12 protein-coding genes are annotated in these 12,485 nt (G+C 42.1%); 4 read left to right on the top strand and 8 right to left on the bottom strand.

The window, feature by feature from the left end; all coding sequences use genetic code 11:
* Nucleotides 1-207 precede the first annotated feature (207 nt).
* Both NL626_RS18425 and NL626_RS18430 read left to right on the top strand, forming a co-directional pair.
* Nucleotides 208-417, top strand: coding sequence for a YgdI/YgdR family lipoprotein (locus NL626_RS18425; protein WP_017634171.1), 210 nt, complete (start codon nucleotides 208-210; stop codon nucleotides 415-417).
* A 289-nt stretch (nucleotides 418-706) separates the two neighbouring features.
* On the top strand, nucleotides 707-1,264 hold the full coding sequence (locus NL626_RS18430) for a PhnA domain-containing protein (protein WP_005376350.1): 558 nt from the start codon (nucleotides 707-709) through the stop codon (nucleotides 1,262-1,264).
* Nucleotides 1,265-1,449: 185 nt separating this feature from the next.
* Here NL626_RS18430 and NL626_RS18435 read toward each other — a convergent pair whose 3' ends face one another.
* From NL626_RS18435 to NL626_RS18445, 3 genes are all read right to left on the bottom strand, one after another.
* Nucleotides 1,450-1,641 carry a hypothetical protein gene (locus tag NL626_RS18435; RefSeq protein WP_005376351.1) on the bottom strand — a complete coding sequence of 64 codons (192 nt, stop codon included), beginning with the start codon at nucleotides 1,639-1,641 and terminating at the stop codon, nucleotides 1,450-1,452.
* A gap of 279 nt (nucleotides 1,642-1,920) precedes the next feature.
* Entirely contained in the window at nucleotides 1,921-2,940 is a 1,020-nt protein-coding gene (locus NL626_RS18440) for a TerC/Alx family metal homeostasis membrane protein (protein WP_017820941.1), read from the bottom strand.
* Between the two features lie 622 nt (nucleotides 2,941-3,562).
* On the bottom strand, nucleotides 3,563-5,305 hold the full coding sequence (locus NL626_RS18445; RefSeq protein WP_253657620.1) for a bifunctional UDP-sugar hydrolase/5'-nucleotidase: 1,743 nt from the start codon (nucleotides 5,303-5,305) through the stop codon (nucleotides 3,563-3,565).
* Between the two features lie 268 nt (nucleotides 5,306-5,573).
* Here NL626_RS18445 and NL626_RS18450 point away from each other — a divergent pair, with 268 nt between their 5' ends.
* The gene (locus NL626_RS18450; protein WP_042520844.1) at nucleotides 5,574-7,208 is read left to right on the top strand and encodes an ATP-dependent endonuclease; all 1,635 of its coding nucleotides are present in this window, start codon (nucleotides 5,574-5,576) and stop codon (nucleotides 7,206-7,208) included.
* 153 nt (nucleotides 7,209-7,361) lie between these two features.
* Here the strand turns inward: NL626_RS18450 and NL626_RS18455 are convergent, their stop codons facing one another.
* Nucleotides 7,362-7,844, bottom strand: coding sequence for a DUF1097 domain-containing protein (locus tag NL626_RS18455; RefSeq protein WP_017634175.1), 483 nt, complete (start codon nucleotides 7,842-7,844; stop codon nucleotides 7,362-7,364).
* A gap of 228 nt (nucleotides 7,845-8,072) precedes the next feature.
* Entirely contained in the window at nucleotides 8,073-8,978 is a 906-nt protein-coding gene (locus NL626_RS18460; protein WP_253657621.1) for a LysR substrate-binding domain-containing protein, read from the bottom strand.
* A 301-nt stretch (nucleotides 8,979-9,279) separates the two neighbouring features.
* Here NL626_RS18460 and focA point away from each other — a divergent pair, with 301 nt between their 5' ends.
* On the top strand, nucleotides 9,280-10,731 hold the full coding sequence (gene focA, locus NL626_RS18465; RefSeq protein WP_085569043.1) for a formate transporter FocA: 1,452 nt from the start codon (nucleotides 9,280-9,282) through the stop codon (nucleotides 10,729-10,731).
* Nucleotides 10,732-10,868: 137 nt separating this feature from the next.
* Here focA and NL626_RS18470 read toward each other — a convergent pair whose 3' ends face one another.
* From NL626_RS18470 to NL626_RS18480, 3 genes are all read right to left on the bottom strand, one after another.
* A complete protein-coding gene (locus tag NL626_RS18470; protein WP_017634178.1) occupies nucleotides 10,869-11,438 on the bottom strand; it encodes a YceI family protein in 570 nt (189 codons plus the stop codon).
* Nucleotides 11,435-11,974 (bottom strand): cytochrome b, encoded by a 540-nt coding sequence (locus tag NL626_RS18475; protein WP_042520838.1) that lies wholly within the window; start codon nucleotides 11,972-11,974, stop codon nucleotides 11,435-11,437. The genes NL626_RS18470 and NL626_RS18475 overlap by 4 nt, the downstream gene beginning before the upstream one ends.
* 174 nt (nucleotides 11,975-12,148) lie before the next feature.
* Nucleotides 12,149-12,391 carry a DUF2164 domain-containing protein gene (locus NL626_RS18480; protein ID WP_042520836.1) on the bottom strand — a complete coding sequence of 81 codons (243 nt, stop codon included), beginning with the start codon at nucleotides 12,389-12,391 and terminating at the stop codon, nucleotides 12,149-12,151.
* Nucleotides 12,392-12,485: the final 94 nt, after the last annotated feature.

Below are 12,485 nucleotides of genomic sequence, written 5' to 3' on the forward strand. Positions count from 1 at the left end.
TGTAAGACATCAAGAGAAGCAAGAGCGAGTAGAGCAGCAGCAATTGGCGCTGGACTAAACAAAGGCCCCCTTTTAGGGGGCTCACACAAAGCCACCTTCTTTAGAAGGTGGTAATTTACTTCAATTCTATTCAAACCCACTCATATTTCCTCTGCTATAGTTAAATCGATGTCTTTGCCTAACTCACTTGTTTAAAAGGAAAACTCTATGCGCGTATTGACTGTTATTGCCACTGTATTACTTCTTTCTGCATGCGGAAGTAGCCAATATCTGATGTCGACAAATGAAGGGAAAATTATTACCTCTTACGGTAAACCAGACCTGAACGAGGAAACGGGTATGTACGAATATGAAGACATGGATGGTAAAGAAATGAGTATTTCAAAAGAGCAAATTGTCCAGATTGTCGAACGTTAACGACAGGCCCTCTGTAAATTAGAGGGCTATGTTCTAGCCACCCTCTCTCTACATTTACCTCTTTTAGGCTTGTAATCGTTGTAGAAATTGACACAACTAATTCATAAGCCAAAACAATTAATAGTGTCTTTTATACTTCCGTATTATTTATTTAGCGAATATTTTACATCTTCACCTTAATCAGGTTGGAGTATTGTAAAATCTAGTCTTTAATTCGCTAACACCCTTTTATTTCTCAGGATAAAGTGGATAATACCGCCACAAAATAACATTACTAAGGTGAGTCCTTATGTCTATTGAAGCTACTCTGCTTGCGCGCTGCGAGTCAAAATGTGAACTGTGTTCTTCTGAATCTCAACTAACTGCATACGCTGTCCCACCTCACGGTAATGTGACGGTTGATACTGCCATCATGGTTTGTGATAAGTGTCTGGGTGAGATCGATGAGCCAAAAGACATTAACCACTGGCGTTGTCTAAACGAAAGTATGTGGAGCCAGGTTCCTGCTGTACAAGTGACTGCATGGCGCCAACTCACTCGCCTAAACACAGAAAGCTGGGCTCAAGATGCTCTTGACATGATGTACATGGAAGAAGAGCAAATGAACTGGGCAATGAAAGGGATGTCTGCTGACGATAAAACGGTTGACTGTAACGGCACTGAACTTAAGAAAGGTGACGATGTAACTGTAATTAAAGACCTACCAGTAAAAGGCACTAACCAAGTAATCAAACAAGGTACAGTGATTCGTGGCATTAGCCTTGGCGATGATCCAAAGCTAGTTTCGGGTAAGGCAAATGGTGGTCAGTCGATGTACGTGATCGCAGAATACTGCCGCAAGAAGTAATATCGCACTTCAGTCATGTCAAAACGGGGCACCAATGGTGCCCCGTTTTTCTATACAACACTTAATCTACTCTCATGTCTACCTCCTCTAGAGTGTTTCTTTTCTAGGGCGTAGGTTGAGTAGGCATGTTTTACAAATAAAAAAATACCGGCTCATAGGCCGGTATTTCTTACATTATTTCAATATTAACGGTACATACCGATGTCTTTTTGAATATGTGCTGACAAGTCTTCTGCGTAGTAACTGCGTGGCGCAGTGTTATCTACAAATAGAATGTCCAGTAAGTGAGCAATCAGTCCTTTGAAGTTAACCGCGTAGGTTTTCTTATCCATAGAGGTTGGTAAAGCTACATTTGTCATTTGCATTGCTTGTGCCATGATTGCCTCTCTTTAAAAGCAGTAGTCTGTTTAGTTGGTTGTATATTAGTCAGTTTCTTATTGTTTAAGAAATGACAAATTTTACCCATTCAAATTAGAATTTCTAATAAAACAAACTCATTACAAAACTCAAAAATACAAATGAATAATAACGGCATAAATAATCATAATTGCTGTAATTACATTGAATAACTGAACATTACCTGCATAATCGCCCCTTAAGAAACAACATATATTTAACAATATTTTTCGTTATTTCTTTTGATTTTAGTGCTTACTTTATATTTTTTGATTAGTAATATTAACGCTAGTTTGACGCTTCGCTTTATTTTTTAGGAGTGATGCCACCACTGCCGATGTCATCACAACAACTAAAAATGTGAGAGACCATGCTGTCGGAATCTCATATTCTGTTCCAACCAATAGCATTTTCACCCCGATAAACATCATGATTACTGATAATGCTGGTTTTAAGTACACAAACTTATCTAACATTGCTTGAAGAACAAAGTACAGCGATCGCAAACCCAATAATGCAAATACGTTCGCGGCTAAGACTAAAAATGGCTCTCGCGTTACCGCGAATATAGCTGGTATAGAATCCAATGCAAACATAACGTCCATTACTGCAATGACACCAACAACGATCAGCATCGGTGTTGCCACCCACTTACCAGCTTGCTTTAAGATTAAGTGATTTCCTTGGTAGTCATCTGTAACTGGCAATACCTTTCGAATCAACTGCTCCGGATATGGATTAACCTCTTGTGCTTCGCCTTTGTCGCGAGCTAGCTTAACACCTGTCCAAATAAGGAAAGCAGCAAATAAGTACAATACCCAGTGATACTGTGCAAGTAACTGAGCACCAACCGCAATCATGACAGCGCGTAAAACTAGCGCACCTATCACCCCCCAAAGCAATGCTCTCGGACGCAAATGCTCCGGCACACTGTATTGTGCAAAGATGATGGCAAACACAAACAAGTTATCAACGCTTAACGACTTCTCTAGTAAGTAACCAGTTAAGAATGAAATCGTTGCTTTGTCGTTCGTATAAGCGCTATGTGGCGCGTAAAAGTCCCAGAATAAATAAATAGAACCTGCAAAAACAAAGGCAAGCAAGAACCAAAAAACACTCCAAACGATGGCTTTTTTCATCGTGATAACGCCACCACGTGTTTGATAGATATCAAGCGTAACAAGAACAAGGGTAAATAAACCAAAAGCACCATACATCGCTAATGATTCTTGAAGAGGCACCGATTGGCTCAATTGGGTGGTACTTTCGATAAGAGACATATTTCCTCCCATGGCGGAAGGACTTCGTTTGGTGACCTTCCGCATACAATAACAACCAACAGCCACATAACGATTATGTGCTGCTAGTCAATGAATGCGTTGGTCTCGTTGAAGTGTTGATGTGAATAAACCACGTAACACCTTTACTTACCGGATAAGCTGATGCTTAACGAGATGACGATAAGTAAACTTGCGCTAACTACTCCCCAAACGCCGACATAATAACGCCGAGCGTCAGGCTTTCCAACAAAAAAACCTTGTCTTATCGAAATAAAATTCTTATCAAAAATCAGGAAGCACTATAAAAAGAAAGAAATGGATTCAACCACCTGAACTTTAGTAAACAGACAAAAAGCAGCAAATGGCTCAAGACAAACTCTTCATTGGTTAGAGCCCTAACGGGGAAGATAGATACAAAAAAGGAGCATTACTGCTCCCTTTTGTAACATCCACATTCTTAGCAATTCAAAAGCCGCTTAGAGGCACAAAGTAGACCAGTGTTGACCAAATTGCGATCCAGGCAACCACGACTGCCGTATCTGCCCAATCTTCATTCCACATACTGCCATCCTCATCAACCCATGTAGTAAGTGGAGAGCAGCAAAATGAATACCAGTATCTATTATCGACGTCGCTTTGTGTAAAGTTTGTGACTTTGATTCAAACAGTTTGGCTCATCGGTCAGGAGTTCAATAAAACAATCAGCCATGGACAAACTGGTCACACGCCCTTCTCCTTTCATCTCCTGCAATGCGTCGTACCCCTCTTTCCCTTTCATCGTATAGGCAGAAGAAGTCCCTCGATACCAAACATCATCTTGAACACCTACCCATTGTTTACCATCAAAAATCACTAATGATTGAACTCTTTCACCTTTTGGGGCTTCTGCGTGGTACTCGAAGTTTAAATTGTAAGTGTACGGATAACTGCCAGATCCAGTGCCTTCTACGCCATTGTTGAGTGCATTATTTATCGCGCCTTCAAGTGCACGGCGAATAGCGCTGCCTTTTACATCGTAAAAGCCGATAGGAACGGCAAAAGGCAACAGCCGTCCGGCAATGTCTGCCACTGTAATGTTGCCAGGGTTCAAAGAGGTTCGCACGCCACCCGCATTATGAATTGCAAATTGAACGTCATATCCACGTTTGTTTAAACAGTGCAGAAATGATCGGGCAACGGAGGAAGCCAACTCACTCTCACCAAATTCATCGGGAATTCTCACATGACGCTTTTTGGTGTCAACACTAGCAATGACTTGTGACTGTAACTGCCTGACCTGAGGAATATATTTATCGCTCAGGATCGCTTGAGTTTCCGGGTGTTTCTTACAAACCACGACATTCGGTTGACCATGGATGAAGTCGCACGCGGTTTCGAATACACCTTGGTCGAGCTGTTGGTTTAGCGTCGAGTCCCAAAAAATACGTCGACCAAGCAACAGTTCATTTTGTCCACTCAACATCGTTGCTTTACCGTGTTCATCAAACTCAATGACGCAGTGCCCCATTGTCAAAGCATGGAAACCCGCTTGCACCACATAGGTATCATTAATTTTGATACCGTAGGGATCGTCTTGTCCTAACCCTATTGATGAAAAATCACCTTGCAACCGGTGGCTGTGTCCACCAACAATTATACCAATACCTGCGACTTTCTCAGCTAACTCTAAATCACCTTCATAACCTAAGTGGCTCAGAAGAATAATATTTTTTATACCTGATGAATGGATTTGTTTTACGGTCGCCTTGGCGGTTTCAATTGCTGAGTGAAAAGGCGTGTCTGCATCAGGGTTTGCGATGTCGCTCATTTTATCTATGGATAATCCGAAAATCGCGACCCGCTCACCATGGAATTCTTTAACAATGTATTGAGCGCTCTGTGTATCCGGTTGGTAACTATATACATCCTTGCAATCACTGATACGGTGAGTTTTTTTAAGTGATTCATTGGATAAATCCCAGTTGCCAGCAAGCAATGGGAACTGAGTACGTTGGCAAAACAATGCAACTGGCTCATTCCCCATATCTAATTCATGATTGCCTAACGCCATTGCATCAATCTTTAATGCGTTCAATAAGTCGGCATTGGCTTTGCCTTTAAATAGTGAGAAATACAGCGTGCCTTGGAAGCAATCTCCGGCATGGAGGAACAACATCCCGTGACCTTGGCGCTGAGCATCATCTCTTAACTGCTCGACTCGGGTTGCAATACGAGAAAAGCCGCCAGCACTGACATAAGGCTCTAGCGTGAGTTCATTGTTTATCTTAAGCTTTAACTGTAATGACGTTGGTTCAAAGTAGGAATGTGTGTCATTGATGTGTGCCAGTTTGATTCTCACTGGCTTATGATTGTTATTCATCTTCATCTTCTCTTTTTTCATTCCTTATAATAATAAGAAGTGAATCATGACAGAATCATGAATTTTATGAAACTGCGATTTAGGATTTCATGTTTAAGTGATCACGATGCTGTCCCCCGGCTTTGAAAGCAAGCCTCGCTTGTAACGGTCTCTATTCAGTAAGAGGCTCTCGTAATTTTGTGAACTGAGCTTAACTCAAAAATTTCGAATTCATATATGCTTAGGAGTAGCAAAATAACTCTCGATAATTCAAATAATTGCAAGGAGGATTGAGATGAGACTAGAACGCATCGAAATCTCCGGGTTTAGAGGCATCAAACGCCTTTCACTCTCTTTTGACGAACTCACCACGCTTATCGGTGAAAACACGTGGGGCAAATCATCATTACTCGATGCCCTTTCCATCGCATTACCTGCCAATGGCTCATTGTATCAATTCAAACTGAAAGATTTTCACGTTGACTACTCAATTTCTCATCCACAAACACAACACTTACAGATCATTGTTTGTTTTAAAGCACAGGATAAAAACGAAGTAAAAGCGGGACGCTACAGACGCATAAAGCCTACATGGTGCACCAACGAAGATGGTGAGCAAGTCATTTACTATCGTATTAGTGCGTCTCGCGATGAGCACGGCATTAATACAGAGTACGCGTTTTTGGGTCATAACGGCAAACCCAAAAAACTTCACCACTCAGAGAAACTCGCTATTGAGTTAATGACACTTCATCCTGTAATCCGACTACGTGACTCCCGACGCTTCCCAGATTTAAACCATGTCAACGGCGATGGTAAAAATGCTCGGATTGAAAAACGAATCAACAATACCTGTCGACGCTTATTGGCTATGCCTGGCCATGTAAATAAAGGTGAGATTCGTAGTAGTCTCGACTCAATGCAAACGCTTGTTGAGCACTATTTTGCGTTCAGAAGTGTCAGTAAAGGTAACCCACGCAAACCTCGCGATGGTCTTTTCTATACAAGCCCTTCCTCTGATAAAGGTTTGAGTCAGTTCTTGAAAGAAACCAATGACAAACAAAGCCGCTTGCTTTTAATGGGGTTACTCAATGCCTATCTTCAAGCTAAGGGTCCCACCGATTTAAGGCGCTGCGCGAGACCAATACTGATTATTGAAGATCCAGAAGGTCGACTGCATCCAACTCATCTAGCGAGAGCGTGGTCCTTATTGCAATTGTTGCCAATGCAAAAGATATTAACCACCAACAGTGGCACGTTACTCGGTTCTGTTCCACTGTATTCAATTCGACGTTTAATTCGGCTATCAGACAGAACCATCGCTAAGAGTTTAAACTCAACAAAGTTTGGTCGAGATGAGTTGCGCCGAATTGGTTTCCATATTCGTTTTCATCGTTCAGGAGCATTATTTGCGCGGTGCTGGTTACTTGTTGAGGGCGAAACCGAAGTTTGGCTTTTTCATGAACTGGCTCGTCAATGCGGGTATGACTTGGCTGCCGAAGGGGTTCAAATCGTTGAGTTTGCTCAATCAGGTCTAAAATCACTCATCAAAGTAGCAAAAGAGTTTGGTATTGATTGGCATGTCGTTACCGATGGCGACCCAGCAGGGAAAAAGTACGCGCATGCAGTGCGAGCACAGCTCGACCATGATCAGGAAAGGCATCGACTTACGGAGTTACCCGACCGAGACATCGAGCACTTTCTGTACAACAATGGCTTTGAACTTTTCTTTAAGGACATCATCAAAGTTCCTCATGACCACCCTATCCCTGCTAAAAAAGTCGTAAATCGTGTTTTGAAAAAACATGCAAAACCGGACTTAGCTTTGGCTATTGTTTCTCATTGTGAAGAGAAAGGCATGGAGTGTATTCCTGTTCTTCTGCGCTGGACACTTAAACGCGTTGTTACCATGGCCAACGGCAATACATGAGTTAGACGTATTTTACACTCAGCGTATTGTCTTGTAATACAAAAAAAGCACACCAATTTGGTGTGCTTGTATCAAACATCATTAATTTTGATTAAGGGTATTGAGAGGGATAAAACTCAATACACAGTGGATACCAATAAGATCGGGGGTTCACTACTGTGCTTGCTCAGCAAGCGAAGAAGAAGTAGCGGTTGATTTCGTATGCAACCATAGCCCTGTCGCTTTCATTAGATAGCCAAACACACCACCTAGCAACAACGATGGAATGACAAGTTGCCAGTTTCCGTCAGCCGCAAATGTTGCGCATGAACCAATAAAAGTACCAGGGATGTACGCGAGCCAAGCCTGTTTAGCTTGAATACACATGAAGAATGCCACAATAGCGGTAATCACATAGCCAATAATTTCCAACCCCACGTAAGTGGAACCGTGAATAATTACCATTGCCCAGAATACGCCTGTCATATTGGTGATTAAGCTGATGCCTAGTCCTTTCAATCCGCTCGTTGGCGCTGCAAAGTAGCTCGTGCAACCTAAAAAACCAGCCCAAGAAAGCAAACCTAAAGAGATGGCGATCCAACCCCATACGCCAGATAAAATTCCAGTAGTGATAGAAATAGCTAAAAGTGTCGTCATGGTAGTCATACCTACTCGGCTATTATCGTACCTATATGGTTCAATAACTGCCTTCATACATTGAAATCAAGGACACATGTTAGATACATCAGCTCAGCTTATCGGTGACACTGATCACAATAAGATATTATTATTTTCACAATTTACATTAAAAGTTTGACGCAACCGATAAATCAACAGATTTGGGGAATAAACCCAACTCATCTCGTAGGCATGTTTAATCAACCTTTAAAGAACTGAAGGCTTCCCTTTCATCATTCGCAGCCCCTCTCTTTTAATGCAGTCGACTAATGGTTTTTCTGCCATATCTGAGCGCCATATAAATGAAAGCGTCCTTTCCATTTTTAACTCAGGTACATTTAATGCCACAAGATGACCTGCTTCTATATATCGCTCTACATCTAAATACGGTAAGCAAGTAAGGTACTGACCATTAGCAACTAAACTACGTAACACCGGAACGTGTTCATACTCGCGCCACACATCCAAATCTTCAATAAGGTGGTGAATGGAACTATCAAATGTTTTTCGTGTGCCAGAGCCATGCTCTCTTAGTACCCACTTCGCTTGCTCTAACTGCGCAAGGCTAACAGACTGATTACGCGCAAAAGGATGATGAGAAGCTGCGACAACAGTAAGATGATCACGACACCATACTTCTTGGTGTAAACGGTTATCATCACAGCGCCCTTCAATAATCCCTAAGTCATACTTGTAATCTAATACCCCATCAATCACCCCTTTTGTACTTTGTACACCGAGGGAAATACGCATTTCTGGAAAGTCATTATCAATGATACTGATAAGGTCGGGAACTAAGTGCTCTGCTGGGGTTTGACTCGCTCCCATACGAATCTCACCACTCAATAAATGTTGCTCATAGAAGCCCATTTCAATCTGCAATGCATCTTGTAGCAAGCGTTTTGCTTTTGGTCGTAACCACATCCCCCAATGGGTTAACGCCATTTGCTTGCCTTGCCTCTCAAACAACGGCCTGCCAAGCATCTTCTCTAATTGCGCAAGCGACATACTCGTCGCTGATTGTGTTAAAGCCAATTTTTCTGCGGCTTGGCTTACACTGCCGGTATCTGCAACTGCGTCGAAAACCGCTAATTGCTTAAGTGAGTAGCGCAAAGTGTCCTCCATTATTAGTGGGTATTTCCCAATCCCCACAATTGTTAAAGCATGCCCCAATAAGCAATAGAGTTCATTTTACCTAGCCCCGTAAAGTTATCAATTAATTTGATGAGGTTTCTAAATATTATCAATTTTACCTTACTAACCATTCTCCCTATTCTGAGTACGCGGTTCGGGAACACCGCAAGCCTCAATGGTTTTGAAACCGAAGTCATTGAGGCTCTTAATAAAAACAACAATTTCATTTTTGAGTTAATAACCAAGGATTTTTTATGCGATTACAAATTAAGGAGTCAATATGGCGGTGACCAGTTCTCAAAATCACCAGTATTTTTCTCCAAAAGAGATGATGGTTGAAGCGGAAAAATTTGCGTTAAGTAAGGCAAACAAAACCAGCAGTATGACATTAAGCCTCGCCATTATGGCCGGCGCGTTCATCGGGTTAGCATTCTTGTTTTACATCACGGTGACCACCGGCAGTACGGGCGCTGGTTGGGGCTTGAGCCGCCTAGCTGGTGGACTCGCATTTAGCATGGGATTGATCCTCATAGTGATCTGCGGTGGTGAATTATTTACCAGCTCCGTCCTATCCAGTATTTCTTGGGCCAATAAGCAAATCTCGTTCGGTAAGATGCTTTCGATCTGGGGCAAAGTTTACGTTGGTAACTTTATTGGTGCGATGTTCCTACTTGCGCTGGTTACTGCTGCTGGTCTTTATCAGATGGATGGCGGTCAATGGGGATTAAATGCGCTTAACATCGCACAACACAAACTTCACCACACTCTCATTCAAGCGTTTGCACTCGGTATTCTCTGTAACCTGTTGGTCTGCCTAGCGATTTGGCTGACATTTAGTTCTGCAAATGCAATGACAAAAGCAGCAATGACAATTTTGCCTGTGGCAATGTTTGTCAGCAGCGGTTTTGAGCACTGTGTTGCGAACATGTTTATGGTTCCACTTGGTATTGTTATCGCGAATTTTGCACCTGAATCTTTTTGGGCATCTGTCGGTGTGCCCGCGTCACAATACACAGACCTAAACATTAGCCACTTTATTACCGCTAACTTAATTCCTGTCACGCTTGGCAACATCGTCGGCGGAGCGGTATTAGTTGGCCTTTCAAACTGGTGTATTTTTCGCCGACCAGAACTAAAAGCAGCGAATATTTCTTCTATCACTACAACTACAACACTGTCGTCAGTTAAGGATTTCACCATGAAAAATGCCTCTTTTGTTAAAGACATTATGAACCAAAAACCAGTCACCATTCGTGCAGAAACGCCAATTGCAGCCGCGCTGGATGTGTTACTTGATAACAACGTAACTAGCGCACCTGTTGTAGACGTACAAAATCGATTAGTTGGCTTCTTCTCTGCTCACGATGTGATGGTAGAACTATGGTGTGAGGACTACATTCCGGTGAAAGACCAAAAAGTCGTCGACATCATGAGCCGAGATGTGGTCGCAATTGACGCTGGTGATCGCCTCGTTGATGTTGTGGAATTCCTATGTATCGATAAAGAGCAGTTGTACCCAGCGAGCAGTATGGGTATTGCCACTCGCTTGACGTCTTTGTCTCTCGAAGAACGCGCTAAAAGTATCAAAGTAAGTAAGCCACAAGTGCTTCCTGTGCTTGAAAAGGGGCAGATGGTCGGGGTGGTTACTCGTACTGAAGTATTAAAAGCACTACGCCCGATTTTTGGTGAGCGTTTAAACCTAGTGGAAAAAAGCGAGTTAGAAACAGCGTAAATCGCTAAACATTTACAACGTCTATTGGCTTTCAATCGCTATCACTGACGGGTTTATCGATGTTAGTGATGTGATTAAGATAATAAAAAAGCGCTCTCAAGTGAAGGAGCGCTTTTAGTGTATCTAAAAGGAACTAATTACTTCTTAATACCTTCGATATGAAGTTCCATATCGACGTAGCTTGAAGCACCCATTACTGGGATGTCAAAGTCAGCAAGCTCTAGGCGAGTGTTGCCAACAAAGCCAGCGCGCTCGCCGCCCCATGGGTCACTACCAGCACCAACGAATTCAGCCTCAATAGTAATAGGCTTAGTAACACCGTGTAGCGTTAGATCACCAGTTACATCTAGTTTGCCATTGCCTTTATCAACCACTTTTGTGCTAGTAAAGGTTGCTTCACTGTATTTGCCAGCATCGATGAAGTCACCACTACGAATGTGTTTGTCACGTTCAGCATGGTTTGAATCTAGGCTGGTTGTATCAACAACAACATTTACTTTTGAGTCAGCAATGTTGTTTTCATCAAAAGAAAAGTCACCAGAAAATGTATTGAAACGACCTTTGATGAAACTGTAACCCAAGTGGCTAACTTTAAAGTTGATTGAAGCGTGAGCACCTTTGGTATCGATGACATAATCTGCAGCTTGCGCACCAAATGGCAGTGCCATAGCGATAGCTAATCCTGTAGCGAAAAGTGACTTTTTCATTTTGAAGCTCCTAACATTTTTCTTAATGTGTTGTCTTTATCGATAAAGTGGTGTTTTAGTGCAGCAATAGCATGTAAGCCTGCAATCAGGATGACTGCCCAAGCTGCATAGAAGTGAATCTCACCTGCAATATCTGATTGGCCTGGGAATAACTCTCCCGCTCCTGGCACGGTGAACCAATTAAACACTTCGATGCCGCGTCCATCAGACGTTGAAATGAGGTAACCTGAAACAAAGATGGTGACCAATAGTAGGTACATGACACCATGCGCTGCTTTAGCAGCAAGCACTTCGTAACGTTTGCCTTCTACCTTTGGTGACGCCGTCACATGTTTCCATACTATGCGTACCAAAGTTAAAATAGCGAGTAAAATACCGACAGAGCGATGGTAATGCGGCGCAGTTCGATACCATTCGCTGTAATAGCTAAGGTCGACCATCCACAAACCCACTGCAAATAGACCAATAATGCACAGCGCTGATAACCAATGCATCACGCGTGCAGTAAGGTTGTAATTCTTTACCAGTGTATCCATCTCAAGTTCCTAGATATATTCCTAAGTTAATGCTGAGCAAGAAACACTACATTAACCTATTTACGTCATATGAAACAGATTATTTACCATCATTTACATCCAGCCAATGGTACCGTATCTATCAAGTTGTTCGAATTTTTTGAAGGAACTTTAAATCGTTTGTAAAACTGAAACTTACAGCTTAATTTCTTGTTCTATCTCATACAGCTCTTCGGAAACTTCTAACATTCTGCGTTCAACCAGTAACTTAGCATCTTCAACACCCTTGTTATAATAAATTGGTCCTAGTTTTTCTGTAATAAAATCAATTAGAAACTCACTATCGAACTGGCCAATTTCAACATCTAGCTCGTCTTGCATGTAATCTTGAATGGCGGTGGCCAACGCCTCTTTTTGTGCGCGTTCTAGCTTTATCATTTTTTCCCTTTCAAATTTTTGTTCAACTTCTGCTTCTTTCGTATTGCTCTATTAAAGATTAAACACGGTCATTTGTGAGAAATTTGGTGTTTAG

The organism is Vibrio sp. Y58_MX_L22 (assembly GCF_024181865.1).
GTDB lineage: Bacteria > Pseudomonadota > Gammaproteobacteria > Enterobacterales > Vibrionaceae > Vibrio > Vibrio alginolyticus.

Excerpts from the sequence above, each read along its gene's own strand:
- NL626_RS18425 (WP_017634171.1), top strand. The coding sequence starts at position 208 with ATGCGCGTATTGACTGTTATTGCCACTGTATTACTTCTTTCTGCATGC.
- NL626_RS18430 (WP_005376350.1), top strand. The coding sequence starts at position 707 with ATGTCTATTGAAGCTACTCTGCTTGCGCGCTGCGAGTCAAAATGTGAA.
- NL626_RS18435 (WP_005376351.1), bottom strand. The coding sequence starts at position 1,641 with ATGGCACAAGCAATGCAAATGACAAATGTAGCTTTACCAACCTCTATG.
- NL626_RS18440 (WP_017820941.1), bottom strand. The coding sequence starts at position 2,940 with ATGTCTCTTATCGAAAGTACCACCCAATTGAGCCAATCGGTGCCTCTT.
- NL626_RS18445 (WP_253657620.1), bottom strand. The coding sequence starts at position 5,305 with ATGAAGATGAATAACAATCATAAGCCAGTGAGAATCAAACTGGCACAC.
- NL626_RS18450 (WP_042520844.1), top strand. The coding sequence starts at position 5,574 with ATGAGACTAGAACGCATCGAAATCTCCGGGTTTAGAGGCATCAAACGC.
- NL626_RS18455 (WP_017634175.1), bottom strand. The coding sequence starts at position 7,844 with ATGACGACACTTTTAGCTATTTCTATCACTACTGGAATTTTATCTGGC.
- focA (WP_085569043.1), top strand. The coding sequence starts at position 9,280 with ATGGCGGTGACCAGTTCTCAAAATCACCAGTATTTTTCTCCAAAAGAG.
- NL626_RS18470 (WP_017634178.1), bottom strand. The coding sequence starts at position 11,438 with ATGAAAAAGTCACTTTTCGCTACAGGATTAGCTATCGCTATGGCACTG.
- NL626_RS18475 (WP_042520838.1), bottom strand. The coding sequence starts at position 11,974 with ATGGATACACTGGTAAAGAATTACAACCTTACTGCACGCGTGATGCAT.
- NL626_RS18480 (WP_042520836.1), bottom strand. The coding sequence starts at position 12,391 with ATGATAAAGCTAGAACGCGCACAAAAAGAGGCGTTGGCCACCGCCATT.